The 25,443-nt window shown below is 70.3% G+C and carries 22 protein-coding genes; 14 read left to right on the forward strand and 8 right to left on the reverse strand.

Annotated features, from left to right (window positions below; all coding sequences use genetic code 11):
* Window positions 1–26: 26 nt before the first annotated feature.
* Genes ABZ444_RS13560 through ABZ444_RS13570 form a run of 3 tightly spaced genes read right to left on the reverse strand, consistent with a single transcriptional unit; the run spans window position 27 to window position 3,891 of the window.
* The gene (locus ABZ444_RS13560; protein ID WP_357995390.1) at window positions 27–1,004 is read right to left on the reverse strand and encodes an ABC transporter substrate-binding protein; all 978 of its coding nucleotides are present in this window, start codon (window positions 1,002–1,004) and stop codon (window positions 27–29) included.
* Window positions 1,001–2,914: an ABC transporter permease subunit gene (locus ABZ444_RS13565; protein WP_357995392.1), complete on the reverse strand. Its 1,914-nt coding sequence runs from the start codon at window positions 2,912–2,914 to the stop codon at window positions 1,001–1,003. The genes ABZ444_RS13560 and ABZ444_RS13565 overlap by 4 nt, the downstream gene beginning before the upstream one ends.
* Window positions 2,911–3,891 (reverse strand): glycine betaine/L-proline ABC transporter ATP-binding protein, encoded by a 981-nt coding sequence (locus ABZ444_RS13570; RefSeq protein WP_357995394.1) that lies wholly within the window; start codon window positions 3,889–3,891, stop codon window positions 2,911–2,913. The genes ABZ444_RS13565 and ABZ444_RS13570 overlap by 4 nt, the downstream gene beginning before the upstream one ends.
* A gap of 415 nt (window positions 3,892–4,306) precedes the next feature.
* Here ABZ444_RS13570 and ABZ444_RS13575 point away from each other — a divergent pair, with 415 nt between their 5' ends.
* From ABZ444_RS13575 to ABZ444_RS13590, 4 genes are all read left to right on the forward strand, one after another.
* Window positions 4,307–7,003 (forward strand): nitrate- and nitrite sensing domain-containing protein, encoded by a 2,697-nt coding sequence (locus ABZ444_RS13575; RefSeq protein ID WP_357995396.1) that lies wholly within the window; start codon window positions 4,307–4,309, stop codon window positions 7,001–7,003.
* On the forward strand, window positions 7,003–7,425 hold the full coding sequence (locus ABZ444_RS13580; RefSeq protein ID WP_357971180.1) for a roadblock/LC7 domain-containing protein: 423 nt from the start codon (window positions 7,003–7,005) through the stop codon (window positions 7,423–7,425). Before ABZ444_RS13575 ends, ABZ444_RS13580 begins: the two co-directional genes overlap by 1 nt.
* Before the next feature lie 66 nt (window positions 7,426–7,491).
* Window positions 7,492–7,806 carry a DUF742 domain-containing protein gene (locus ABZ444_RS13585; RefSeq protein ID WP_357995599.1) on the forward strand — a complete coding sequence of 105 codons (315 nt, stop codon included), beginning with the start codon at window positions 7,492–7,494 and terminating at the stop codon, window positions 7,804–7,806.
* Complete coding sequence (locus ABZ444_RS13590) at window positions 7,787–8,356, forward strand: ATP/GTP-binding protein (protein WP_357995398.1); 570 nt, start codon at window positions 7,787–7,789, stop codon at window positions 8,354–8,356. The genes ABZ444_RS13585 and ABZ444_RS13590 overlap by 20 nt, the downstream gene beginning before the upstream one ends.
* Here ABZ444_RS13590 and ABZ444_RS13595 read toward each other — a convergent pair.
* Together ABZ444_RS13595 and ABZ444_RS13600 are read right to left on the reverse strand one after the other, a co-directional pair.
* The gene (locus tag ABZ444_RS13595) at window positions 8,350–9,309 is read right to left on the reverse strand and encodes an SIS domain-containing protein (RefSeq protein WP_357995400.1); all 960 of its coding nucleotides are present in this window, start codon (window positions 9,307–9,309) and stop codon (window positions 8,350–8,352) included. The two genes, ABZ444_RS13590 and ABZ444_RS13595, sit on opposite strands and share 7 nt — an antisense overlap.
* Window positions 9,306–10,415 carry a hypothetical protein gene (locus ABZ444_RS13600; RefSeq protein WP_357995402.1) on the reverse strand — a complete coding sequence of 370 codons (1,110 nt, stop codon included), beginning with the start codon at window positions 10,413–10,415 and terminating at the stop codon, window positions 9,306–9,308. Before ABZ444_RS13600 ends, ABZ444_RS13595 begins: the two co-directional genes overlap by 4 nt.
* 555 nt (window positions 10,416–10,970) lie before the next feature.
* On the opposite strand from ABZ444_RS13600, the gene ABZ444_RS13605 reads away from it, so the two are divergent.
* The 4 genes from ABZ444_RS13605 (at window position 10,971) to ABZ444_RS13620 (ending at window position 14,793) form a co-directional block, all read left to right on the forward strand.
* Window positions 10,971–12,092: a spermidine/putrescine ABC transporter substrate-binding protein gene (locus ABZ444_RS13605; protein WP_357971184.1), complete on the forward strand. Its 1,122-nt coding sequence runs from the start codon at window positions 10,971–10,973 to the stop codon at window positions 12,090–12,092.
* 107 nt (window positions 12,093–12,199) lie between these two features.
* Window positions 12,200–12,958 (forward strand): ABC transporter permease, encoded by a 759-nt coding sequence (locus tag ABZ444_RS13610; protein WP_357995404.1) that lies wholly within the window; start codon window positions 12,200–12,202, stop codon window positions 12,956–12,958.
* A complete protein-coding gene (locus ABZ444_RS13615) occupies window positions 12,951–13,757 on the forward strand; it encodes an ABC transporter permease (RefSeq protein ID WP_357971186.1) in 807 nt (268 codons plus the stop codon). Before ABZ444_RS13610 ends, ABZ444_RS13615 begins: the two co-directional genes overlap by 8 nt.
* Window positions 13,744–14,793, forward strand: coding sequence for an ABC transporter ATP-binding protein (locus ABZ444_RS13620; protein ID WP_357995406.1), 1,050 nt, complete (start codon window positions 13,744–13,746; stop codon window positions 14,791–14,793). Before ABZ444_RS13615 ends, ABZ444_RS13620 begins: the two co-directional genes overlap by 14 nt.
* Here the strand turns inward: ABZ444_RS13620 and ABZ444_RS13625 are convergent.
* The gene (locus ABZ444_RS13625) at window positions 14,787–15,392 is read right to left on the reverse strand and encodes a TetR family transcriptional regulator (protein ID WP_357995408.1); all 606 of its coding nucleotides are present in this window, start codon (window positions 15,390–15,392) and stop codon (window positions 14,787–14,789) included. The genes ABZ444_RS13620 and ABZ444_RS13625 overlap by 7 nt on opposite strands.
* 128 nt (window positions 15,393–15,520) lie before the next feature.
* On the opposite strand from ABZ444_RS13625, the gene ABZ444_RS13630 reads away from it, so the two are divergent.
* The 6 genes from ABZ444_RS13630 (at window position 15,521) to ABZ444_RS13655 (ending at window position 23,107) form a co-directional block, all read left to right on the forward strand.
* Entirely contained in the window at window positions 15,521–16,792 is a 1,272-nt protein-coding gene (locus tag ABZ444_RS13630; protein ID WP_357995410.1) for a glycosyltransferase, read from the forward strand.
* Window positions 16,793–16,810: 18 nt separating this feature from the next.
* Entirely contained in the window at window positions 16,811–18,208 is a 1,398-nt protein-coding gene (locus ABZ444_RS13635; RefSeq protein ID WP_357995412.1) for an aminobutyraldehyde dehydrogenase, read from the forward strand.
* A 251-nt stretch (window positions 18,209–18,459) separates the two neighbouring features.
* Window positions 18,460–21,705, forward strand: coding sequence for a nitrate- and nitrite sensing domain-containing protein (locus ABZ444_RS13640; protein WP_357995414.1), 3,246 nt, complete (start codon window positions 18,460–18,462; stop codon window positions 21,703–21,705).
* 5 nt (window positions 21,706–21,710) lie between these two features.
* Complete coding sequence (locus ABZ444_RS13645; protein ID WP_201760494.1) at window positions 21,711–22,124, forward strand: roadblock/LC7 domain-containing protein; 414 nt, start codon at window positions 21,711–21,713, stop codon at window positions 22,122–22,124.
* 19 nt (window positions 22,125–22,143) lie between these two features.
* Window positions 22,144–22,548: a DUF742 domain-containing protein gene (locus ABZ444_RS13650; RefSeq protein ID WP_055507219.1), complete on the forward strand. Its 405-nt coding sequence runs from the start codon at window positions 22,144–22,146 to the stop codon at window positions 22,546–22,548.
* Window positions 22,549–22,555: 7 nt separating this feature from the next.
* Window positions 22,556–23,107, forward strand: coding sequence for an ATP/GTP-binding protein (locus ABZ444_RS13655; protein ID WP_357971218.1), 552 nt, complete (start codon window positions 22,556–22,558; stop codon window positions 23,105–23,107).
* Window positions 23,108–23,212: 105 nt separating this feature from the next.
* Here ABZ444_RS13655 and ABZ444_RS13660 read toward each other — a convergent pair whose 3' ends face one another.
* The gene (locus ABZ444_RS13660; protein WP_357971191.1) at window positions 23,213–23,986 is read right to left on the reverse strand and encodes an ABC transporter ATP-binding protein; all 774 of its coding nucleotides are present in this window, start codon (window positions 23,984–23,986) and stop codon (window positions 23,213–23,215) included.
* 105 nt (window positions 23,987–24,091) lie between these two features.
* Window positions 24,092–25,384: a flavin-dependent oxidoreductase gene (locus ABZ444_RS13665; RefSeq protein WP_357995416.1), complete on the reverse strand. Its 1,293-nt coding sequence runs from the start codon at window positions 25,382–25,384 to the stop codon at window positions 24,092–24,094.
* Window positions 25,385–25,443 lie beyond the last annotated feature (59 nt).

Genomic DNA, 25,443 nt, shown 5'->3' on the forward strand with positions numbered 1-25,443 from the left:
GCCGGAGAAGACGCGGTCAAGAGGGGTCACTTGGGGAGCCAGGCCTGCCACTTGGCGGTGTTGGCCTCGACCCACTTCTTGGCGGCCTGCTCGCCGGTCAGGCCGTTGTTGGTCATGTCGTTGGCGACCGCGTTCTGGTCCTCGTTGGTCCAGCTGAAGTTCTTGACCAGCTCGTACGCCTTGCCGCCGGTGTCGGCGAACTTCTTGCTGACGATCTTGTCGAGGTCGAGCTCGGCGTAGTCGCAGGCGACCTTCTTGGCGTCGGCGTCGCAGCCCTCGGTGTACGGGGGCAGGTTCACCCGGGTCAGCTCGACCTTGTCGAACAGCCAGTGGGGCGTCCAGAAGTAGAACAGCAGCGCCTTCTTCTGCGCCTGCGCCTGCTCGGCCGCCTTGAGCAGGGCCGCCTCGCTGCCGCCGGTCACCACCTTGAAGTTCAGCTTCAGGTTCTTGACCAGGGCCTCGTCATTGGTGACGTAGCTCGGGTCGCCGTCGAGGAGCTGGCCCTTGCCGCCGGACTCCGACGTCTTGAACAGGTCGGCGTACTTGTTCAGGTTCTTGTAGTCGGTGATGTCCGGGTACTTGTCGGCCATCCACTTGGGCACGTACCAGCCGATGACGCCCTTGTTGCCGGTGGAGCCCGCCGAGAGCGCGACCTTCTTCTCGTCGATGAACTTCTTCTTCAGGTCCGGATGACCCCAGTTCTCGATGATGACGTCCACGTCGCCCGTCTCGAAGCCCTCCCAGGCGACCTGCTCCTTGATCTCGGGCAGCTGCACGTCGTACTTGAGCTCGTTCTTGAGCAGGTAGGCGACGACGTTCGCGCTGGCCTCGTAGCCGACCCACGGGTTGATCGCGATCTTGACGGTGCCCGTCGTCGCCGCGCCGGAGGCGGCGCCGGCCGACGGGGCGGCGGAGCTGGGGGAGGTCTCCACCTTGGCGCCACCGCCGCAACCCACGGCGGTGAGGCCGACAACGAGCAGGCCTGCGAGCAGGCGAATCTTCATGTGCGCTTCCTCTTTCGGGGGGAAGGGCGCCTGTCGGCGCCCTGCGTGATGCGGTCGAGCATGACTCCGAGCAGGACGGTCGCGATGCCCGCCACGAAGCCCATGCCGAAATCCGTGCGCTGGGAGAAGCCGACGACCACGTCGTAGCCGAGCGCGCCCGCCCCGACCAGGCCGCCGACGACGACCATGGCCAGCGTCATCACGATGCCCTGGTTGGCGGCGAGCAGGATGGCCCGCCGCGCCATCGGGAGCTGCACCTTCCACAGGAGCTGGCCCGGGGTCGAGCCGGCCGACGCGGCCGCCTCGACGACCGTGCCGGGCACCCCTCTGATGCCGTCCTCGACCAGGCGCACCACGGGCGGCACCGCGTAGATGACCGAGGCGAAGATCGCGGTGAACCGGGTCGTCTCGAACAGGGCCAGCGCCGGCAGCAGGTAGACGAACGCGGGCATGGTCTGGGCGGCGTCCAGCAGCGGGCGCTGAACGGCCGAGTAGCGTGGCGAGCGGGCCGCGGCCACCCCCAGCAGCAGGCCGACGACCAGGGTGACGAACACCGCCACCGCGACCGTGGTCATCGTCTGCATGGCGTGCTCCCACACGCCGAGCAGCGCGATCGCCAGCAGGCAGCCGAGCGCGGTCAGCGCCGGGCGTACCCCGCTCACCCGCCAGGCCAGGGCCAGCACCGCGAGGGCGACCAGCCACCACGGGGCGGAGGTGAGCAGGCCCTCCAGCGGGTTGAGCAGGAAGGCCGAGGTCAGATCCTTGACGAACGTCGTGACCGGGTACCAGGTCGTCTCCGCCCAGCGGACGGCGTCGTTCACCGCGCCGGCGAAGGTGACCGTCAGGCCGTCGGGCCAGCCCGCCGGCAGCGCGAGCCCGGCCGCCACTCCCACGCCCGCCAGCGCCGCCGCGACCACCAGGTCCGGCCGGCCGAGCGCCGCGTGTGCCTCGCGGCGGGCCACCGACATGAGCATGCGGTCGAGCACGACGGCCATGACCACGATGGCCAGGCCCGCCGGGAGCATGATGCCGACCTGGGCCCGCGACAGGCCGCGGATGATGTCGCCGCCGAGGCCGGGGGCCGAGATCAGGTTGGCGATCACGACCATGGACAGCGCCATCATGATGGTCTGGTTCACCGCCAGCGCCATCGTCGGGCGGGCCAGCGGCAGGTGCACCTTGAACAGCGTCTGACGGCGGGTCGCGCCGAGCGACGCCGACGCCTCGACCGCCGTGGCGGAGACCCCCTCGACGGCCAGCGCCGTGATCCGGATGGCGGGCGGGATCGAGTAGATCATGGTCGCGATCGCCCCGGCCGGCGCGCCGATGTGGAAGAACAGCACGAGCGGCGCCAGGTAGGCGAACGTCGGCATGATCTGCATGACGTCGAGCACCGGCGTCAGCACCCGGCGCACCCGTGCCGACAGCCCGGCCCAGACGCCGAGCGGCACGCCGACCGCCAGCGACAGCAGCACCGAGGCCGCGACCAGCGCCAGCGTGTCCACGCTCGACTGCCACAGGCCGAGCACCCCGAACGCGCCCACACCCGCCGCCGCGAGCAGCGCGATGCGCCGGCCGCCGGCCAGCCAGGCCAGCGCGGCCAGGACGCCGATGAGACCGGGCCAGTTCAGGGCGGTGAGCACGGTCTGGAAGAAGGTGTAGACGCCGTCGACGAACAGCCGGATGTAGTTGAGGAAGTACAGGAAGAGCGGGCTCTCGTTCCGGTGGTCGTCGATCCATTCGCGCAGCTCGGTGACCGCCAGGAACTGCGGCGCCTCCTTGTCGTGCGGCAACGTGCCGGTGCCGCGGAAGACCAGGTACGCCACGGCGAACAGGACCGCGACCCCGGCGGGACCGGCCCATCTGGGGATCTTGAGCCTGGTGGGGGCGCTGACCGCGGTGGTGCTCACGCGCCTGCCCTCACCGCGGCGTCCGCGCCGGCGAGGAAGGACAGCAGGTCCACGCGGTCCACGACGCCGGTCAGCTCGTCGCCGTCCATCACCCGGATCGGGCGGGAGGAGGCCGAGGCCGCGGCGATGGCGTCCTTGACCAGGGTGGTGGCGGGGAGCTGGGGGCCGTCCAGCGGCTCGCCGGGCTCGGGCGCGCGGCGGATCCAGCGCAGCGTCAGCACATGGCTGCGTGGCACGTCGCGGACGAAGTCGGCCACGTAGTCGTCGGCCGGCGCGCCCACCAGCTCCTCGGCCGTGCCGAGCTGCACGATCGAGCCGGCCCGCATGATGGCGATGCGCTCGCCCAGCTTGAGCGCCTCGGACAGGTCGTGGGTGATGAACACCATCGTCTTGCCGACCTCGCGGTGGAGCCGGATCACCTCGGTCTGCATGTCACGCCGGATCAGCGGGTCGAGCGCACTGAACGGCTCGTCGAACAGCATGACCTGGGGATCGACGGCCAGCGCGCGGGCCAGGCCGACGCGTTGCTGCATGCCGCCGGAGAGCTGGTCGGGGTAGGCGCCGGCGTACCCGTCGAGGCCGACGAGGGTGAGGATCTCGGCGGCCCGCGCGTGCCTGGCGGCCTTGGGGGTGCCCTGGATCTCCAGGCCGTAGGCGACGTTGTCGATGACCTTGCGGTGCGGCAGCAGGCCGAAGTGCTGGAAGACCATGCTGACCCGGTGGCGGCGCAGCTCGCGCAGCTTGGCGGGGGAGGCGCGGCCGACGTCCTCGCCGCCGATGCTGACGCGGCCGGCGGTGGGCTCGACGAGCCTGGTCAGGCAGCGTACGAGGGTGGACTTGCCGCTTCCCGACAGGCCCATGACGACGAAGACCTCGCCGGGGCGCACCTCGAAGCTCACGTCACGGACGGCGGCGGTGCAACCGGTCTTCTCTCGCAGAGCGGCGGGGTCGAGGTGTCTGTCCTCGCTGTCCAGCACCTTTTGCGCCCTGGATCCGAAGATCTTCCAAAGCCCTTCGACGCTGATAGCCGCGCTGTCGGGAGAATCCCGCACCCTCGCCTCCTCGATTGCCGGGGCTCAACATATGCGGTGAATAACGCAAATCTCAACGCTGTGACCTGGGAGAGACCTGGCTGCTCCTCCCGTGTTATGCGCCTGGAACGCGCTAAACGCCCATACCCGGACATATGAATGTATAGAGGGTTATTTCTGGTTGGACAGACGGCGAGATGGGGCTCCAGCTTTCGTCCCACTGGGCACAGAAGTTGAATTTCGCACCGATATGTGCGGCTGGCCACCTCCGCTTAGGATGTGTTCCAATTACCCGCACTTGCTGATTTCTCTCAAGGGCCACAGCCCTGACAAATACGCCGATTCGGGCGAGGTGCGTTCGGTGACAACACAGCTGGGCGAGCGACAGGCCGTCGAAGGCAACTGGCGCCTGCGCAATTGGCGCGTACGTGCGCGCCTGGTCGCCCTCATCCTGGTGCCGACCGCCGCCGCCGTGCTGCTGGGCGGCGTCCAGGTGCTGTCCTCGACGGGCGCCGCCGCCGACTACGACCGGACGAACCGATTAGCCGTGCTGTCGGAGCAGGTGGGCGACCTGACCCACCAGCTCGCCGGTGAGCGGGCCAAGACCGCCTGGTACATCGCCAGGAACCGGCCCGTGAACGGGCTCGGCGGCGTCCGGTCCCAGATGGACCAGGTGGACGTCGCCATCAGGGAGGTACGCGGCACCGCCCAGCAGATCCTGGCCGACGTCGAGGGCCGTACCGCCGACCAGATCGAGAACATGCTCAGCCGCCTGGACGACCTGACCTCGCTGCGCGAACAGGCGATGGACGCCGACCTGCTGCCCGGCCCCGCGGTCGACCTCTACACGACGGTGATCGGCGAACTTCTCTCCATCCACACCGAACTGATCAAGGGCAGCTCCGACGACGAGCTGTTCCGCCAGACCCGCATGCTGGACGGCCTGGCCAGGGCGAAGGAGAGCGTCTCCTACCAGCAGGCGCTGCTCACCACCGTCCTCGTCGAGGGCGCCTTCGGCCAGGACCAGCTCAAACGCTTCCTCGGCGAGCTGTCCGCCGAGACCGCCGACCGCAGGGGCTTCGCTTCCGAGGCCACCGCCGACGAGCGCCGCTTCTTCGACGAGACCGTCAACGGCCGCAGCGCCGACCGCATGTTGTTCCTGCGCGAGCTGGTGCTCATCAGGGCCTCGGCCTCGCTGCCGCTGCGCGGGCTGGACCTGGCCAAGCGCGACGACGCCAAGGAGTGGTTCGACGCCTCCAACGTCGTCGTGGACTCCATGCGCAAGGTCGAGCAGCGCCAGGCCGCCGGGATCGTGGCGCGCAGCGGCACGCTCAGCGCCGAGGAGCAGCGGCGGGCGCTGGTCATCGCGGGCGCGGTGCTCGCGCTGCTGGTCGCCGTCCTGCTGATCACCACCGGCGTGGCCCGGTCGCTGGTCCGGCCGCTGCGCAGGCTGCGCGGCGAGGCGCTGGAGATCGCCGGGCGCCGCCTGCCGGACTTCGTCCAGCACCTGCGCGAGTCGCGCGACGGCGCGGTCGACGCCGAGGTGCCGCCCATCGGCATCTTCTCCAAGGACGAGGTCGGCGAGGTCGCCCGCGCCTTCGACGAGGTGCACCGCGAGGCCGTCCGGCTGGCCGGCGACGAGGCGCGGCTGCGCTCCAACGTCAACGCCATGTTCGTCAACCTGTCGCGGCGCAGCCAGACCCTGGTCGAACGGCAGCTCACCCTGATCGAGCGCCTGGAGCGCGGCGAGCGCGACGACGAGCGCCTCGGTGACCTGTTCAAGCTCGACCACTTGGCCACCCGCATGCGCCGCAACAGCGAGAACCTGCTGGTCCTGGCCGGTCAGGAGGCCGCCCGCAAGTGGAGCGAGCCGGTCGAGCTCATGGACATCGTGCGCGCGGCGCTCGGCGAGGTCGAGAGCTACGACCGGGTCAGCGTCCAGGCGCAGTCGGACGTCGCCATCGCCGGGCAGGCCGTCACCGACGTGGTGCACCTGCTGGCCGAGCTGGTCGAGAACTCGGTCTCGTTCTCCTCCAAGGACACCAAGGTGATCATCTCCAGCAGCCGCATCGACGGCGGCGGGCTGATGGTCTCGGTGACCGACAACGGCATCGGCATGACCCCCGAGGAGCTGGCCGAGGCCAACTGGCGGCTGGCCAACCCGCCGGTCGTGGACGTGTCCGTGTCGCGGCGGATGGGCCTGTTCGTGGTCGGGCGGCTCGCGCTGCGGCACAGCATCAAGGTGCAGCTCCGCCGCCAGGACATCGGAGGGCTGACCGCGATGGTGCTGATCCCGGAGATGCTGCTCGCCGCCGTCCCCGGCTCGGTGGCCGGGCACCTGCACGGCTCGATGGCCGCGGCCGCGCACGCCCCGGCCATGACCGCCATGGGCCGCCCGGACCAGGCACGCGCCGAGCCCTTCCAGAACGCCGAGCCTTTCCGAAGCGCCGAGCCTTTCCGAAGTGCTGAGCCCTTCCAGAGCGCCGAGCCCTTCCACAGTGCCGAGCCCTTCCCGAACGCCGAGCCGTACGCGCCGCCCACGGCCCCGATGCCCGCCTACGGGCACCCGTCGTTCGACCCCATGCCGTCCGCGTCCGATTCGTCGTGGTTCACCTCGTCCTCCTCGCAGTCGGTCGAGCCGCCGCAGCCGGAGCCGTCCGCGTCCGGCGCGTCGTACCCGTCGTTCGCCACGGGGCCCGAGCCGGCCGGGGCCGAGCCGGCGGCCGGGAACGAGTTCCTGCCGATCTTCGCCTCGGTCGAGGAGAGCGGCTGGTTCAGCAAGGCCGCGCCGACCGCCGACCGGCGGGACCCGGCCTGGTCATCGCCCGCCGACCAGGGCTGGCAGGCGGCGAACACGACCGCCGAGCCCGCCAGAGGCGGCACCACGAACTCCGGCCTGCCCAAGCGCACGCCGCGAGCGAATCTGGTACCGGGTACCGCGGTTCCCCAGCCGCCGCCCGCGCCGGTTCCGCCGCCGTCCCCCGACCGGCTGCGCAGCCGGCTGGCCAGCTACCAGCAGGGCGTGCGCAAGGGCCGAGCCGAGCTAGAGGAGGACTGATGAAGGAACTGAGCCAGGGGGCCAGGGACATCAACTGGCTGGTGAGCGCGTTCGTCGAGGAGGTGCCCGGCGTGGCCCACGCCGTGGTCGTCTCCGCCGACGGCCTGCCGATGGCCTTCTCCCGCGGCTTCCCCAAGGACCGCGCCGACCAGCTCGCCGCCATCGCGGCCGGGCTGGTCAGCCTCACGCAGGGGTCGGCGCGGGTCTTCGAGGGCGGCGGCGTCACCCAGACCCTGGTGGAGATGGAACGCGGGCTGATGCTGGTGATGTCGATCAGCGACGGTTCGTGCCTGGCGGTGCTGGCCGCGCCGGACTGTGACATGGGCCTGGTGGCGTACCAGATGACGATTCTGGTGGAACGCACGGGGCAGGTGCTGACCCCTGCCGTACGGGCGGAGTTGTCATCCGCGCGCCCCTGGTGATGGGAGTGGACGTTGGCATCATGGCATGACGGGGAACCGGAGCCCCAGCGCAGTTCGCTGGTGCGCATGTACGCCGTCACCGGCGGCAGGACGGCGCCGCGCACCGGCCTGGCCATGGAGGCGCTGGTCTCGTCGGCGACCTCGGCCCGGCTCGGCATGACCTATACCCGCGAGTACCGCGCGATCAGCGAGCTGTGCCGCCAGGTGCGCTCGATGGCCGAGATCTCCGCGCTGCTGGCCGTGCCGCTCGGCGTCGCGCGGGTGCTGGTCGCCGACATGGAGGCCGACGGGCTGGTCAAGGTCTACCAGCCGCAGCTGGAGGCCGGGCTGCCGGACCGCAGGCTGCTCGAAAGGGTCCTGAGTGGACTACGCCGGCTCTAGCCCAGCGCTCACCTCGACGAAGATCGTCGTGGCGGGCGGGTTCGGCGTGGGGAAGACCACCTTCGTCGGCGCGGTGTCGGAGATCGTGCCGCTGACGACCGAGGCCGTGCTGACGGACGCCTCGGCCGGCATCGACGACCTCGCGCACACACCGGGCAAGTCCACCACCACGGTCGCGATGGACTTCGGCCGCGTCTCGCTCGAACGCGACCTGATCCTCTACCTGTTCGGCACGCCCGGCCAGCACCGGTTCTGGTTCATGTGGGACGACCTGGTCCGCGGCGCCATCGGCGCCGTCGTGCTGGTGGACACCCGCCGCCTGGCCGACAGCTTCCCCGCCGTCGACTACTTCGAGGAGGCCGGGCTGCCGTTCGTCGTCGGCCTGAACGGCTGGGACGGGCGGTTCCCGCACGTGGAGAGCGAGGTGCGCGAGGCGCTCACGCTCTCACCGCAGGTGCCGATCGTGCGCACGGACGCGCGTGCCCGCCAGTCGGTCAAGAACACCCTGATCACCCTGGTCGAGCACGTGATCGGCGCCCGCCCCTACTGAGCGTTCCACCAGTACGCGGCCACCAGCTCGGCCACCAGCGTCTCGGTGAGCAGCGCCACGTCGGGGTCGTCGTCGTGCGCGTAGCGGATCGCCGCCGCGGCGTCCTTCACCTCGCCGCCCACGGAGATCACCGTGGAGCCGCGCCGGCGCACCCAGTCCATGGCCTGCTCGTCGTAGCGGGAGCCGGGGAAGAGCAGCGCCCGGTAGTCGAGGGTCTTGGTGAGGTAGACGTCCACGTGCGACCAGTCGCCCGCCTCGCAGGCGTCGGCCGCGCGGCGCGGGCCCTCGCGGAACATCAGCGCCGACTGCTCGGCCGACGAGAGCCGCTCGACGGGGGCGATCGTGTGGACGCCGTCGGGTCCGTCCAGGAGCTCCATGGTCAGCGGGAGCCATTCGTCCCGGCGGTCCAGGAGGTCGCGGGTGGCCTCGGCGGCCCGGGTGAGCAGCGCGGGCAGGTCGCCTCCCGCCCCGGTGAGCCGGGCTTCGAGCGCCAGCAGCAGGGCCAGCGTGTGCTGGAACGTCCGGCAGGCCACGCCGCCGCGCTCCTCGCCCGCGCCCATGGGGACGACCAGGTCGGCCGCCTCGGTGACGGGCGAGCCGGGCACGTTGGTGATCGCGGCCACGTACGACGGGCCCCCGGCGTAGCGGGCGAGGGCGTCGAGGGTCTCGCGGCTGCCGCCGGTGGCCGAGATCGGCACGACCAGCGTGTCCGGCCCGGCCGGGTAGGTCGCCGCGGCCGAGGCGTAGTCGGCGTAGGCGTCCACGCCGGCCGCGCGCAGGCGCAGGGCCGCCACCCCGGCGGCGTACCGGGAGCTGCCCATGCCGAGGAACAGCACCCGGCGCACGCCCTCGGGCAGCCCGGCGAAGGGGTCGGCCGCTCGCAGCCCGTCGGCGAGGGCGGCCAGGGCGGCGGGCTTGGCCTCCAGGTCGGCCAGGTAGAGCTCGGGATTCACGGCAGGTTCTCCTCGGGGTACCAGGTGCGCAGCACGCCCATGGGGGCGTAGCGCCAGCGGGGCAGGTGGCGGGCGGCGTAGATCAGCTCGCGGCACTCCTGCTCGACCTCGAACGGGCGGATCAGGGTCTCGTCCAGGAGGTCGGACCGGCCCAGGCCGGACAGGCGGTCACGGTAGGCGGCCAGCAGGCCGGCGCGGGCCCGCGCCGCCCAGGCCGCGGCGTGGGCGGGCGGGGCGCCCCGGCGCTTGACGGCGACCTGGGCCACGTGCTCCAGGCTCGTGGTGAGCTGGGCGACGTCCCTGGCGGCCGGCTGGCGCACGACGGTGTCGGCCACGGTCGGGTTGCCGTCGAAGTCGATCACGGCGTAGCCGTCGCGCCACCGCAGGACCTGGCCCACGTGCAGGTCGCCGTGGATCCTGATCACCGGGCCCGCGAAGCCCGCGCGCAGCGGCTCCAGCTCGCCGGCCAGGGCGCCGGCCCGCGCGGCCAGCCACTCGCCGTCGGCGCCGCCGGTGAGGGCGAGCGCCTCGGCCAGCGCGTCCGCGGCCCGCGCCGCCGGGTCCGCCTGCCGCGCGGACGAGCCGCCGGGCAGGGTGGACAGCGCGACGTGCAGGTCGGCGGCCAGCCGGCCGAGCTCGGGGGCGAACTCCGTGCCGCCCGACTCGGCCTCGTCCACGCACCACTCCCAGCCGTCGCGCGCCTCGGGCAGGTAGCCCGTCACCAGCGCGAGCAGCTCCTCGCCGGCGTCCGACGCGCGGGTCAGGGCCAGGTACGGGGGCGCGGTGCCGGTGAAGCCGACCTCGACGAGGTGGGCGAAGATCTCGGGCGTCGGGTGGGGGAGCGGGACCGGCGGGGCCAGCCACTTCACCACCATCCGCTCGTCCACCACGACCGAGTGGTTGGTCTGGTCGACGTGCGGCCCGAACCCGCGCTCGTCGGCTGTCGCCGCGAGGGCGGGAAGGTCAAGGAACCGGCGGACGGCGAACGGGTGCGGCGGGTCGTGCGCCAGCGCCCGCAGCAGGCTCGTGGACAGGCCGTGATCCCGGTCGGAGACGGGCTCCGCCGCGAGGGCGGCGAGCCGGGGCGCAATTGAATCCCAGTTCAACAGATTGACCATGGTTCCCGATCGACGTGTGGAAGGAAGTCTCGCTCATGTTGATTACCGCTGCAACTTCGCCCTCTTCGGGGCCCGTCATCGCATTAGGGGAAAAGCATCTGCGCCGCCCAGGAGCGTACGGCCCTGCTCCCGGTGCTGCCTCCGGCGGCCCCTGACCCCCCGGGCGAGCCCTCTTCCGGCGGGGTCCGCACGGTGTGGCGACGACCGGCATCCCGCTCTGAGCGGATCCTGATCCTTCACCCGTTTCCTGAGCACCCGCCAGGGTTCGCGCGCTCCCGAGCCGATAGATTACGGCTGGGAGAGATGGCGCGAAGAGCGCGGCCCAAAGGCGGTCCGTACGCGAGGTGAGAGGTCCCTCACGGACCGGGATGAGGCGACTCCGTTATTGAATCTCGATTCAACACTCTGATCAAACTTCCTGGTAGCAATGTCGGGAAAAGTCTTGCTCATGTTGATTTCTGCTGCAACACTCCTGCTCTGGTCTGCCGTGTCCAGTAAGGTCGCGCGACCCCTCAATCCTCAGCACCAGAAGGAGTAGCGGCCGTGTCCCGTAACCGGTTCACCCGTCGTCTTCCGGCCGCCGTGGCGGTGGCCGGCCTCGCGCTAGCCGTCGCGGCGTGCGGCGGTGGGTCGTCGAGCAGCTCAGACGGCACGACCGCGGCAAAGGCCGAACAGCTCCAGCCCAACGCCGACCTGACCAAGCAGTCGCTCCAGGTGACCGTCTGGCCGGGCTACACCCCGGAGGAGCTGCCCGAGAAGGTCAAGCAGCAGCTCAAGGTCAAGGAGATGGGGATCACCAACCACGACACGAACGAGCTGGCGATGGCCAAGCTGACCGCCTCCGGCGACAGCGGCATCGACGTGGCCTTCGTGTCCGGCCAGTACGCCCAGGCGCTCAACGCCCAGGGCCTGCTGGAGCCCATCCACGCCGAGCTGATCCCCAACCTGGCCAATCTCTACCCCGAGGCCACCCAGCTCTCCTACGACAAGGGCAACAAGTACTCGGTGCCCTACACCTGGGGCACCACCGGCATCTGCTACCGCAGCGACCTGGTGAAGACGCCGCCGACGAGCTGGAACGACATCCTCAAGCCCGCCTCCTGGGCCGAGAAGAAGGTCACCATGATGACCACCGAGCGCTGGCTGGTCCTGCCCGCGCTCAAGGCGCTCGGCTACTCGGTCAACACCGAGAAGGACGAGGAGATCGCCAAGGCCAAGGAGCTCCTGGTCTCGCAGAAGCCGCACCTGCTGCGCTACGACGACACCACCTTCGGCGACCGGCTGAAGTCCGGCGAGGCCATCATGGTCGAGGCGTGGGACGGCTGGTGCCCGACCACGGACGAGAAGCAGAACATCAAGTTCGTGGTGCCGAAGGAGGGCAGCGACCTCTGGGTGGACACCATGGTGATCATGAAGTCCTCCAAGAACAAGGAGGCGGCCCACGCCTTCATCAACATGATCCTCGACCCGGAGATCCACCGCTGGGCGGCCGAGAACATCAACTACAAGGTCCCCAACAAGGCCGCCATGGACAAGGTGACCATCCCCAAGGGCTCGCTGCTGGACATCAAGCCGGCGGAACTGCTCAACGGTGAGTCGATCATCGACCTGGGACAGGCGTCGACCAAGTTCAGCCGCCTGTCGCAGGAAGTCACGGCCGGATAGTCGTTGGTGCAGTGAGATCCGAGGTCAAGGCCCGGCCGGTGTCCCGCACGCGGGGTCGCCGGCTGGGCGCGTTCGTTTTCCTTTCGCCAGGTCTGACGTACCTGGTCGTGCTCCTTCTCGTGCCGCTGGCGCTGGTGCTCAGCTACACCGTCTTCCAGCGGGGGCGCTTCGGGGGCATCGTCTACGAGTTCACGCTGGAGAACTTCCAGCGTCTGTTCGACTCCCTCTACCTGAACGTCGTCGGCGACTCGCTGAAGATGGCGACGATCGCCACGGTGATCGCGTTGCTGCTCGGCTACCCGACGGCGTACCTGATCGCCCAGCTCCCGTCGAAGTGGAAGACGATCGCCCTGGTGGCGGTCGTGCTGCCCTTCTGGACGAACTTCATCATCCGCGTCTACGCGTGGATCATCATGCTCAGCAGCCAGGGACTGCTCAGCAACCTGCTGGGCAAGGAGATGGAGCTGCTGTACACCCAGGGCGCGATCGTCACCGGGCTGCTCTACTCGTACCTGCCGCTCATGGTGCTGCCGTTGTACTCCTCGATCGAGAAGCTCGACCCGCAGCTGCGCGAGGCGTCGGCGAACCTCGGGGCCTCGGCGTTCACCACGTTCCGGAAGGTGACGCTGCCGCTCACCCTGCCCGGCGCGCTGACCGGGGCGATGTTCGTGTTCGTGCCGAGCTTCGGCAACTTCGTCATCCCCGAGATGCTCGGCGGCAACAAGTCCATCATGGTGGGGAACCTGATCCGCAACCAGTTCCTGGTCGCGCGCGACTGGCCGTTCGGCTCGGCGCTGGTGCTCGCGCTGATCGCGGTGCTGATCCTGCTGCTGCTGGTGCAGGCGTGGGCGGCCCGCCGTGCGTAGACCCAAGCTGCTGTACGTGCCCTTCTGGGCGACCTACGCCTTCCTGTACGTGCCGATCATCGTCCTGGTCGTCATGTCCTTCAACTCCGGCAAGTCGGCCTACACCTACGAGGGCTTCAGCCTCAAGTGGTACGGCGAGCTGGCCGCCGACGAGAAGATCCGGGAGGGCCTGGTCAACACGCTGATCGTGGCCCTCGGCTCGACGGCGATCGCCACCGTGCTCGGCACGCTGCTGGCCGTCGGCCTGGCCCGGTACACCAAGTCGAAGCTCCTCGACGCGATCTCGCTCATGCCGGCCGTGCTGCCCGACCTGGTGCTCGGGATCGGGCTGCTGGTCCTGTACGCCCTGATCAACACCTTCCTGGCCCAGTGGGACGCCCAGTTCGCGCTCGGCCTGCCCACGGTGACCATCGCGCACGCCGTGTTCTCGATGGCGTTCGTCGCGGCGGTGGTGCGCACCCGGCTCACCAACGCCGACACCTCGCTGGAGGAGGCCTCGCGCGACCTGGGGGCCGGGCCGGTGGTCACGTTCATGAAGGTCACGCTGCCACAGCTGGTGCCCGGGATCGTCGCCGGGGCGCTGCTGGCGTTCACGCTGTCGCTGGACGAGTTCGTGATCGCCTTCTTCACGATCGGCAACGCCGAGCCGACGCTGCCGATCGTCATCTACTCAATGGTTCGTTTCGGGGTGACCCCGAAGATCAACGCGCTGGCCGCGATCCTGCTCCTCGTGAGCTTCACGGCGGTGATTGCCGGGCAGCGGATGACCAAGATCGGGAAATCACGTGCTCAGGATTGACGGGGTCACCCGCAGGTTCGGTGACGTCACCGCGCTCGACGGCGTCTCGCTGGAGATCGAGCAGGGCGAGTTCTTCGCCCTGCTCGGGCCCTCCGGCTGCGGCAAGACCACGCTGCTGCGCATCATCGCCGGGTTCGAGTCGCCGGACGCCGGCACGGTCACGCTCGACGGCGAGGACCTGCTGTCCAAGCAGCCCAACCGGCGGCCGATCAGCCTCATGTTCCAGTCGTACGCGCTGTTCCCGCACATGACCGTGGCCAAGAACGTGGCCTACGGCCTGGAGCGGGAGAAGCTGCCCCGGCAGGAGGTCAAGCAGCGGGTCGGCGAGGTGCTGGAGACGGTGGGCCTGTCGGCGCACGCCTCGCGCAAGCCCGCGCAGCTGTCCGGCGGCCAGCGGCAGCGGGTCGCGCTGGCCCGTTCCATCGTCAAGCGGCCGCGGCTGCTGCTGCTCGACGAGCCGCTGTCGGCCCTGGACAAGAAGGTCCGCGCGGACATGCAGCTGGAGCTCAAGCGGCTGCAGAGCGAGGTCGGCATCACCTTCGTGGTCGTCACGCACGACCAGGAGGAGGCCATGTCGCTGGCCGACCGCATCGCGGTCTTCGACAGCGGCAGCGTGCGCCAGGTGGACGCCCCCGTGGCCCTGTACGAGCGCCCGCGCTCGCCGTTCGTGGCCGACTTCGTCGGGGCGAACAACCTCTTCGAGGGCGTCTGCACCGGCCTGGACGGGATCAAGAGCGAGGAGTTCGGCATGCTGGCCGGCACGCCGCTCGAAGACCTGGCCGCCGACAGCAAGGCGCTGCTCGCGGTGCGGCCCGAGAAGATCGAGCTGGCCGACGAGAGCGCGGCGAGGGGCCTGAAGGGCAGCGTCCTGGACGTGAGCTTCTACGGCGGTGTCTCGCACATCTCGGTGGACGTGCCGGGACGGGCCAAGCCCGTGCTCGCCGCGGTGCAGGGGGCGAGCACGGTGCAGCCGGGCGCCAAGGTGAAGGTGCGCTGGGAGGCCCAGGACGCCGTCATCATGGCGGTCGATCAATGAGCCAGGTCGTTGCCCGTCGCCGCCCGCGCGTACGACAGGATCAGCTCGGCCGCCTCGTCGGGGCCGATCAGCGGGTGCCTGGCGGTGATGCGGTAGCCGTAGGCGTCCTCCAGGGCCACCAGGTTGCGCGCGATGGTCACGGAGTCGGCCGTCAGCCGGAAGACCCCGAGCGCTGCCCCGGTGTCCAGGATCGCCTGGTACATCGACACCTGGCGGTCGTACAGCGAGGTGAGCAGCACGCCGTAGACCCGGTTGCGGCCCGCGGCGCCGCCCAGCTCGTTGAGCAGGCGGACGTCGGGGTCGAGCGGCCCGGTCGGCAACCCCGACCGGATCGTGACGACCAGCTTCTCGACCGGGTCGGTGAAGTCGGCCAGGCGGCGCATGCGCAGCTCGTAGAACCGCTCCATGCCCGCGTGCTGCGACTCGACCAGCAGTTCGCCCAGGTCGGGGTAGTGGTAGAGCACGGCTCCGGAGGTCAGACCGGCCTCCTCGGCGACGTGCGAGAGCTGTACACCGTCGATCCCGTGGCGGATGATGGCTCGGCGCGCGGCCTCGATCAAGTCGATGCGCCGGTCACTACGGCTTTTGCGCTGGGCCACGACCACCACCCCCCGTGCGTTTGGTCACCATTCAGATCGGCCGTGACCATAGTGCACTTAACTTGCGCTTCACGCTAGATGAGTATTTGAATTCCTCTTCAATTTGACGAGTTCCCCCGGAGTTCACGATGTCCCTCACCATCCTGTTCATGCCAGAGAGCGCGTACGGCCCCACGAACAACTGCATCGGCGTCGGCGACATTCTCCGCCGTCGCGGGCACCGCGTCGTCTTCGCCGCGGAGTCGTCCTGGAAGGGCAAGCTCGAAGCGCTCGGTTTCGAGGAGGACCTCGTCGACCTGGCCCCGCCGCCCGAGAACGCCGAGGAGCAGGACGCCGGCCAGTTCTGGAAGGACTTCATCCGCGAGACCGCGCCGGAGTACCGCAAGAGCACGCTGGAGCAGCTCGACACCGTCACCAAGCCCATCTGGGACTCCCTCATCGACGGCGCCAAGTACTGCGAGCCGCAGCTCAAGGCCATCATCGAGCGCGTGAACCCGGACGTGATCGTCGAGGACAACGTGATCACGTTCCCGGCGCTGCTCACGGCGGGCAAGAAGTTCGTCCGGATCGTCTCCTGCAACCCGCTGGAGGTGCGCGGCGAGAACGTCGCGCCGGTCTTCTCCGGCCTGCCCGCGGGCGACCGCTCCGACTGGGGCGCCTTCCGCGCCGAGTACGACCGCACCCACCGCGAGATCTGGACGGCCTTCAACGAGTGGTGCGTCGAGCAGGGCACCGCCCCGCTGCCCGACCTGGACTTCATTCACGAGGGCGACCTGAACCTCTACGTCTTCCCCGAGATCCTCGACTACACCGACGCCCGCCCGCTCGGCCCGAGCTGGCACCGGCTCGACTCCTCGGTGCGCGAGACCGACGAGGACTTCACGCTGCCCTTCCAGCGCAACGACGGCTCGCTGATCTACTTCTCGCTCGGCTCGCTCGGCTCCTCCGACGTGGAGCTGATGCAGCGTGTGATCGACATCCTGGCCGGCACGCGGCACCAGTACATCGTCTCCAAGGGCCCGCTGCACGAGGAGATCAAGCTCGCCGACAACATGTACGGCGCCGAGTTCCTGCCGCAGACGAAGATCATCCCGCTGTGCGACCTGGTCATCACGCACGGCGGCAACAACACCACCACCGAGGCGGCGCACTTCGGCAAGCCGATGATCGTGCTGCCGCTGTTCTGGGACCAGTACGACAACGCCCAGCGGGTGGACGAGCTGGGCTACGGTGTCAGGCTCTCGACCTACACCTTCACCGACGAGGAGCTGACCGGCGCCGTGGAGCGCCTGCTCGGCGACACCGAGATGCGCGCGAGGCTCGCCGCGGCGGGCGAGGAGATCCGCCGCCGCGACGGCCTGCGCAAGGCCGCCGACCTGATCGAACAGCTCGGCCAGTAGGGATTTCGAGGACTTTCCATGCGTGAACTGATCAACCCCGCCACCGGCCTCCCGTGCGCCGAGATCCCGGACACACCGGTGGCCGACGTGGCGGCGGCCGTCCGGACCGCCCGGGGCGCGTTCGAGGAGTGGGCGCAGACCACCCCCGCCGAGCGTCAGCGGCTGCTGCTGCGCCTGGCCGACCTGGTGGAGGCCGACGCCGAGGAGCTGACCCGGCTGGAGGTGGAGGAGACCGGCAAGCCGGCGGCCGTGTTCAGGGACGGCGAGCTGCCCTTCGCCGTCGACAACCTGCGCTTCTTCGCCGGCGCCGCCCGTTCGCTCGAAGGGTCGGGCGCCGGGGTGTTCAGCGCCGGTTACACCTCGGTGCTGCTGCGCCGTCCGGTCGGGGTGGTGGGGTCGATCGCGCCGTGGAACTTCCCGTTCGTCATGGCGGTGTGGAAGGTCGGCCCGGCCGTGGCCGCCGGGAACGCCGTGGTCATCAAGCCGGCGCCGCAGACGCCGCGCACGACGCTGCGACTGGCCGAGCTGTTCGCCAAGGCGGGCGCGCCGGAAGGGCTCGTCCAGGCGGTCACCGGCGACGCCGAGGTCGGCCAGGCGCTGGTCACCGACCCGGGCGTGGACATGGTCAGCGTCACCGGCTCGACCGGCACCGGCCGGGCGGTCATGACCGGCGCGGCGGCCACGCTCAAGCGGGTGCACCTCGAACTCGGCGGCAAGGCGCCCGCCCTGGTCTTCCAGGACGCCGACCTGGCTGAGATGGCCCGCGGCGTGGCCATGGGCGCCACGTACAACACCGGCCAGGACTGCACCGCGGCCACCCGCGTCTACGTCGCGCGCGAGATCTACGACGACGCCGTGGAGGCCATCCGGGCGACGCTCGCCGAGATCACCGTGGGCGACCCCTGGGACCCGGCGACGGACATCGGCCCGCTGATCTCGGCCGCCCACCGCGAGCGCGTGCACGGCTTCGTGTCGCGCTCGGGCGGACGGATCGTGCACGGCGGCGCGCCCGTCGAGGGGCCCGGGTTCTTCTACCCGCCGACGCTTGTGACCGATGTCGCACAGGACAGCGAGATCGTCCAAGGTGAACTTTTCGGACCGGTCCTTGTGGCGCTGCCGTTCGACGGCGAGGACGAGGCCGTCCGGCTGGCCAACGACACCCCCTACGGGCTCGCCTCGTCGGTGTGGTCGCGCGACGTCGCGCGGGCGATGCGTGTGTCCCACCGGCTCGACGTGGGCGTGACCTGGGTGAACGATCATCTGCCGATCGCCAGCGAGGCGCCGCACGGCGGCGTGAAGGGCAGCGGGTTCGGCAAGGACATGAGCCAGGAGGCGGTGCAGGAGTATTCGGTGACGCGTCACCTGATGGTCAAGCACGCGGCACCCGTGGAGCGGGATTCGTTCCGGCCCGCCTGAAAACGTGTACGGCGATATGACGCCCAAAGTGCCGCTTTGGGTGCATTTAGTGGGAAATGTACGGTTGGCCGTCTGGTACGGACTGTGTTCCAATTACCCAGCCGGACAGAATCCCATGCGCCACACGCGTGTCTGATTTCTTTCGAGCACGTACCGGCGAGAGGTAGCGAGAGTCAGTGAGGACGGAAAACCCCAGGCACACGAGGTCAGGGGAGTACACAGGCGGAAGGTTCCGGCTGGGGAACTGGCGTGTGCGCTCGAGGTTGATCGCGCTGATCCTCATCCCCACCATCGTGGGTGTGCTCCTCGCGGGCGTGCAGCTCGCCAACGCCATCGGGACGAGCTCCGAGTACCGCCGGCTGACCCAGGTCGCCGAGCTGGTGCAGCGCATCGGCGGGCTCAACCACGAGCTGGCCAAGGAGCGCACGCTCACCGCGTGGTACGTCACCGACCAGTCGAAGGCGGGGCGCTTCGTCCAGCTCAAGACCCAGCGCGCGGCCGTCGACGCGGCCAAGAAGAAGGTGCTGGCCTCGGCGAACGCCATCGACGCCGCGCACTCGACCCGTATCCGCGACGGTGTGGACAACATGCGCCGGTGGCTCACCGGCCTCGACAGCCTCCGCACGTCGATGGTGGCCGAGGGCGTGCCCCCGCGAGCCGCGATCACCACGTACACCACGATGATCGGCGTCTTCTCCGCGATCCAGGGCGACCTGGGCGACGGCGTGAACGACGACGACCTCCAGGGTGACGTGGCCGCCCTCGGCTCGCTGGAGCGGGTCAAGGAAGAAGTCTCCAGGCAGCAGGCCATTCTCATGATCGCGCTCATTGAGCGTGAGCTGGACTACGACGACCTGTCGGAGTTCCTCGGCTCGTGGAGCCGCCAGCAGGCCGAGCTGACCGCCTTCGAGCGGGAGGCCGACCCGGCGGACCTGAGGGCGTACCAGAAGGGCATGCGCGGCCCGGACATCGACCGCGCCGACGCCATGCGGCAGCGCGCCCTGGCCCAGGTCCGCGAGTACAACCGGATCCGGGACCTCGACGTCACCTCCGCCCGCGACCTGAGCCGCTGGTACGACAGCACCACCCTGGCCGGCAACACCATGCGCAAGGTCGAGGACGCGCTGGCCACCAAGATCGTGACCAGGGCCCGCGAGCTGAGCGACACCGAGCAGCGCAACGCCATCATCAGCGGCGCGACCATCCTCGTCCTGCTGCTGCTCGTCCTGATCATCACCACCCGGGTGGCCGGTTCGCTGGTCCGCCCGCTGCGCCGGCTGCGCGCCGAGGCGCTCCAGGTGGCCACCACCCGGCTGCCGGAGACCGTCCGCATCCTGCGCGAGTCGGGCGAGGGCGCGCAGGTGCCCGAAGTGCCGTCGGTCGGCGTCAACACCCGTGACGAGATCGGTGAAGTGGCGCGGGCCTTCGACGAGGTCCACCGCGAGGCGCTCCGGCTGGCCGGCGACGAGGCCAAGCTGCGCGCCAACGTCAACGCCATGTTCGTCAACCTCTCCCGCCGCAGCCAGACGCTGGTCGAACGGCAGCTCCAGCTCATCGAGGGCCTGGAGCAGGGCGAGGAGGACGAGCAGCGGCTCGCGAACCTGTTCCGCCTCGACCACCTGGCCACCCGCATGCGCCGCAACAGCGAGAACCTCCTGGTCCTCGCCGGCCAGGAGGCCGCGCGCAAGTGGAGCGAGCCGGTGCCGCTGGTCGACATCGCCCGCGCCTCGCTGTCCGAGGTCGAGAACTACGAGCGGGTCCAGATTAAGATCCCGTCCGGCACGCTGATCGTGGGCCCGGCCGTCACCGACGCCGTCCACCTGCTCGCCGAGCTGATCGAGAACGCGATCTCCTTCTCGCCGCGCGAGAGCAAGGTCGAGGTCTCCAGCGTGGCCGCCGACGGCGGCGTCATGATCTCCATCAACGACCTGGGCATCGGCATGAGCCCCGAGGAGCTCGCCGAGGCCAACTGGCGCCTGGCCAACCCGCCCGTCGTGGACGTCGGCGTCTCCCGGCGCATGGGCCTGTTCGTGGTCGGCCGCCTGGCGCTGCGCCACGGCATCCGCGTCCAGCTCAGCATGCGGGAGACCGGCGGCCTGAGCGCGCTGGTGATGATGCCCGACATGCTCATCAGCAGCGGCGCCGGCATGCCGCAGCAGGCCGGCAGCCAGTACGAGGCGTTCACCACGTTCGACCCGAGCCAGTTCGGCGTCGCCCCTCCGCCCGCCGAAGCCGCCCAGAACGGCGGCCACGTCTCCGCGCCGGACGCGGCCGACCGGGTGCTGGACACGCAGTGGCCGGGCTCGCTGCCCGCGCCGGGCACCGGCAACTGGCCGTCCTTCGCCGACGAGTCGGCCCAGGAGGAGACCCGCTGGGGATCCTTCGGCGAGGAGCCGGCCCGGGACGAGCCGCGCTGGCCGTCGTTCGCCGAGGAGCCCAAGCCGTCCTTCGTCGACGAGCCCAAGCCGTTCTTCGGCGAGGAGCCGAAGCCGTCCTACGGCGACGCGCCCAAGCCGTTCTTCGCCGACGAGCCGCCCGCGGCCCCGCCCGAGCCGCAGCCGCAGGCCCAGTCCCCGTGGGGCGAGCAGCGCTGGCCCTCCTTCGCCGAGCAGCCGCCGCCGCTGCAGGACGACGAGCCCCGCTGGCCGTCCTTCGCCACCGAGCCGCCGCAGAGCGGGACGGAGGAGCCCCGCTGGTCCTCCTTCGGCTCGCCGTCCTTCGGCGACACCTCGCTCGGCCAGTCGGCCTTCGGCGACGAGCCGCCGCGACGGTCCCTGTTCGAGTCGGTCGACCGGCCGGCCCCCTCGGCGTTCGGCGAGGAGCCCTACCGGGCGGCGTTCGGCGACCTTCCGGGGTTCGGCGCGGAGGAGCCCAAGCCCGCCGACCAGTTCGAGCAGAGCCGTCCGGGCGCCTACGGCCCGTTCGGCCAGGGTGACTACTCCTCCCAGGACCTGACCGGCCCGCTCCCCGTGGTGCGCACCTCGCCCCTGGAGGAGCAGAGCGAGGAGTTCCTGCCGATCTTCTCGTCCGTCGGCTCGGACTGGTTCCGCAGGCCCGACCCCGAGCAGCTGCGCCAGCAGGAGCAGGAGCACGAGATCACCGCCGTGCACCCGGCCGTGCCCGCCGACCCTCCGGCGGCCGCGCCGCCCGCCGCGCCGCCCGCCGCCCCGGCGGTGGGCCGCTCCGGGCTGCCGCAGCGCAAGCCCGGCCAGTCGGGCGCCGGCGCGACGTGGTCCTCGCCCGCCGACTCCGGTTTCCAGGCGGCCCAGGCCGCCGCGCAGCCTGCCCAGGCCGGCACGACGTCCTCGGGCCTGCCGCGCCGGGTGCCGAAGGCCAACCTCGTGCCCGGTACGGCCAGTCTCGCCGAGCCGCAGCCCACGTCACCACCGCCGCAGATCTCGCCCGAGCGGTTGCGCAGCAGGCTCTCCAGCTTCCAGCAGGGAGTGCGGCAAGGCCGCGCGTTCACCCGCGGCGAAGAGAATGAGGAGGACAAATGAGAGAGATGAGCCAGGGAGCGCGTGGCATCAGCTGGCTGATCACCGACTTCGTGAACAACGTGCCGGGCGTCGCGCACACCGTCGTGGTGTCGTCCGACGGCCTGCCGCTGGCCTTCTCGGAGGGTTTCCCCAAGGACCGGGCCGACCAGCTCGCCGCGGTCGCCTCGGGCGTGATCAGTTTGACGCAGGGCGCCGCGCGGGTCTTCGAGGGCGGCATGGTCACCCAGACCGTCATCGAGATGCAGCGCGGGCTGTTGATGATCATGTCCATCAGCGACGGGTCCTGTCTGGCCGTCCTGGCGGCTCCCGACTGTGACATGGGCCTCGTGGCGTACCAGATGACGCTGCTGGTCGAGCGGGCCGGTCAGGTGCTCACCCCGGCCGTACGCGCTGAGCTGCAAGCGGCCCGCCCCCGCTAGCGGGCGGTGACAGGAGATCATGGTGTCAGGTCAGGGTTGGGCTGGTGATAGCACTCCGCCGCATCCGGCGGCCCCTCGTCCGCAGAAGCCGAGCTCCCTGGTACGGCCTTATGCCGTGACCGGGGGGCGCACCGCGCCGCGGATGAAGTTCGCCATGGAGGCTTTGGTGTCCTCCGTGACGTCGGAATACCAAGACATTTCCCTACTGAGTCCGGAGTATCAGGCGATCATTCAGCTGACCCGGAACGTCCGGTCGGTTGCCGAGATCTCCGCCCTTTTACGCCAGCCCCTTGGTGTGGTCCGGGTGCTGATCGCCGACATGGCGTCGGAGGGCCTGATCCGCGTGCACCAGCCTGCGCTGGACGCGGGAAAGCCGGACCTCAACTTGCTCGAAAGGGTGCTCAGTGGACTTCGCAGGCTCTAGCCCCGGTCTGACCTCGACGAAGATCGTCGTGGCCGGTGGCTTCGGCGTGGGGAAGACGACGTTCGTAGGAGCGGTCTCGGAGATCCTGCCGCTCACCACGGAAGCGGTCATGACGGACGCCTCGGCCCACGTCGACGACGTCTCGCTCACGCCGAACAAGACGACCACCACCGTGGCGATGGACTTCGGACGTGTGTCGCTGGATCGCGACCTGATCCTCTACCTGTTCGGCACCCCCGGACAGCACCGGTTCTGGTTCATGTGGGACGACCTCGTGCGCGGCGCGATCGGCGCCGTCGTCCTGGTGGACACGCGCCGTCTCGCGGACAGCTTCCCCGCCATCGACTACTTCGAAGAGGCCAAGCTGCCCTTCGTCATCGGCATCAACGGCTGGGACGGCCAGTTCGCCCACGCGGAGGACGAGATCCGCGAGGCCCTGTCCGTCGGCGGTCACATCCCGATCGTCCGCCTCGACGCCCGCCAGCGCGACATGGTGAAATCCACCCTGATCACGCTGGTGGAGCACGCGCTCACCCGCCACTCCCACACACCGGTATAGCCGGACGCGCACCGGGCGCGCGCATCCCGATCCGCGCGCGCCCGTCGACGTGACGGCGGCCGCGTCCGCCGCACCCGTGGCTGAGGCCGGGCGCCCGCCCGCGCGTCAGACGGTGGCGGCGTGGCCGCGCACCAGACGGCCGACCTCGGCGCGAAGGTGCACGAAGTCGGGGTGCTCGCGGGTGGTGATCTGGTCGCGCGGCTCGGGCAGGTCGACCTTGAGGTCGCCGACCACGTGCGCGGGCGCCTTCGACAACACCACGACGCGGTCGCCGACGTAGACGCTCTCGTCGATGTCGTGGGTGATGAGCACGATCGTCATCTGGTGGTGGCCGCGCACCTTCAGCACGAGGTCTTCCAGGTCTTCGCGGGTCTGGGCGTCGACCGAGCCGAACGGCTCGTCCATGAGCATGAGCGAGGGCCGGTAGGCCAGCGCCCGCGCGATCGCCACCCGCTGCTGCATGCCGCCCGAGAGCTGGAACGGGTACTTCTTCTCGGCGCCCTGGAGCCCGACCGACTCCAGCGCCTCCTGGGCGGCCTCGCGGCGCTGCTGCTTGTCCATGCCCCTGCGGCGCAGCGGCAGGGCCACGTTGTCGGCCACCGACATCCACGGGAACAGCGACCGGCTGTAGTCCTGGAAGACCACCGCCAGGTTGTCGGGGGTCTGCCGCACCAGCTCGCCCTCGACCCTGACCTCCCCGCCCGTCGGCCTGATCAGCCCGGCGATGGATCGCAGCAGGGTCGACTTCCCGGCCCCCGACGGCCCGACGATGCACAGCAGCTCGCCCGCGGCGACGCTCAGGTTCAGCCCTTCGATGGCGTGGTGAGCGTTGGGGCCACCGCCGCCGTACACGTGGGAGAGGTTCTCTATCTCGAGCATGGATGTCCTAGGGGGCGAGGCCGCGAGCGGAGGACCGACTCGGGAAGCCGGAAATGTCGGTATGGCTCTACGGTGTCGGATCTTACCCTTGAGTCTTCACGGCTGTCATGGGATGCGTACGCTCCATGACTCCCGCTCGTTCAGCGCCCGGACGTCGGCGTCGGAGATGCGCCGCTGCGCCCCGGCCATGGCGGCCAGCTCGGCCTCCGTCAGCACGTCGGCGATGTCGGCGAACCCGTCGGGCGCGCGCTCGGTCACCAGCCCGATCGTATCCTCGATGGGCAGCGCCCGATGCGCCACCACCAGCGCCGACGTGGGCGGACGCCGTTCCTCCTCGTACGCCTTGAGCGCCGTGACCGGGTCGCCGGAGGTCGCCAGGCACCGGGCCAGCACCCGCGCGTCGAGCACCGCCTGCGAGCCGCCGTTCGAGCCGATCGGGTACATCGGGTGCGCGGCGTCGCCCAGCAACGTCACCCGGCCCTCTCCCCAGACGGGCAGCGGGTCCCGGTCCACCATCGGGTACTCCAGGATGCGCGGGGAGGCCGCGAGCAACCCCTGGACGTCGGCCGGCCGGTACCGCCAGTCCGCGAAGTGCGCGGCCACCTCCTCCAGCCGGCCCGCGCGCGACCAGTCGGCCTCCGCGGCGACGCCCGGCTCGGCCACCTTGACCTCGGCCACCCAGTTGACCAGCCGGGGGTTCCTGGCCGAGACGTGGTAGGTGACGAACTTCCCGGCCCGGTTGGAGCCGCCCACCAGCACGGTGGCGCCGTCCAGGACGGGGTCGGCCTCGGCCACCCCGCGCCACATCCTGATGCCCGCCCACAGCAGCGGGTCGCCCGACGGGTGCAGCAGCGCCCGTACCGTGGACTGCACGCCGTCCGCGCCGACGAGCACGTCCACGCGTTCCTCCACGAGCTCGCCGCCCTGCCGGAGCCGGACGAGGACCTCCTCGCCGTCCTGCTCGAAGCCCTCCAGGCGGACGCCCGTCCGCACCGGGCCGGCCCGTTCCTCGACCGCGGCCAGCAACGCCATCTGCAGCTCGCCCCGGTGGATGCTGTACTGCGGCCAGCGGTAGCCGGCCGAGCGCCCGCGCGGCAGCGCCAGGATCACGTTGCCGTGCCGGTCGGCGAAGGTCATGAAGGTCGTCTCCACGCCCAGCGCGGCCAGCTCGCCGGCCAGCCCCAGCTCGGTCAGCTCCCGTACGGCGTGCGGTTGCAGGTTGATCCCGACGCCGAGCGGCCTCAGCGTGGCGGCCGCCTCCACGACCACGCACTCCAGCCCGGCCGCCGCCAGGCTGAGCGCGGTGGTGAGCCCGCCGATCCCGGCGCCCACGACCATCGTCCTCACGTCGCCCCCAGTGGTCTCGATCCGGTCCCACGTGTCCCTGACGGGGAACATGACGATAAGTTTCTCGTCCTTTGCAGGCCGAAGACCAGACTTATCCCACTAACCTCGTT

It is taken from the genome of Nonomuraea sp. NPDC005730 (assembly GCF_040630865.1).
Taxonomy (GTDB): Bacteria; Actinomycetota; Actinomycetes; order Streptosporangiales; family Streptosporangiaceae; genus Nonomuraea.

What these genes read in the sequence shown, in the direction of transcription:
- ABZ444_RS13580 (WP_357971180.1), top strand. Translation starts at nt 7,003, where the DNA reads ATGAAGGAACTGAGCCAGGGGGCCAGGGACATCAACTGGCTGGTGAGC.
- ABZ444_RS13630 (WP_357995410.1), top strand. Translation starts at nt 15,521, where the DNA reads ATGTCCCTCACCATCCTGTTCATGCCAGAGAGCGCGTACGGCCCCACG.
- ABZ444_RS13650 (WP_055507219.1), top strand. Translation starts at nt 22,144, where the DNA reads ATGGTGTCAGGTCAGGGTTGGGCTGGTGATAGCACTCCGCCGCATCCG.
- ABZ444_RS13665 (WP_357995416.1), bottom strand. Translation starts at nt 25,384, where the DNA reads ATGTTCCCCGTCAGGGACACGTGGGACCGGATCGAGACCACTGGGGGC.
- ABZ444_RS13635 (WP_357995412.1), top strand. Translation starts at nt 16,811, where the DNA reads ATGCGTGAACTGATCAACCCCGCCACCGGCCTCCCGTGCGCCGAGATC.
- ABZ444_RS13660 (WP_357971191.1), bottom strand. Translation starts at nt 23,986, where the DNA reads ATGCTCGAGATAGAGAACCTCTCCCACGTGTACGGCGGCGGTGGCCCC.
- ABZ444_RS13585 (WP_357995599.1), top strand. Translation starts at nt 7,492, where the DNA reads ATGTACGCCGTCACCGGCGGCAGGACGGCGCCGCGCACCGGCCTGGCC.
- ABZ444_RS13645 (WP_201760494.1), top strand. Translation starts at nt 21,711, where the DNA reads ATGAGCCAGGGAGCGCGTGGCATCAGCTGGCTGATCACCGACTTCGTG.
- ABZ444_RS13560 (WP_357995390.1), bottom strand. Translation starts at nt 1,004, where the DNA reads ATGAAGATTCGCCTGCTCGCAGGCCTGCTCGTTGTCGGCCTCACCGCC.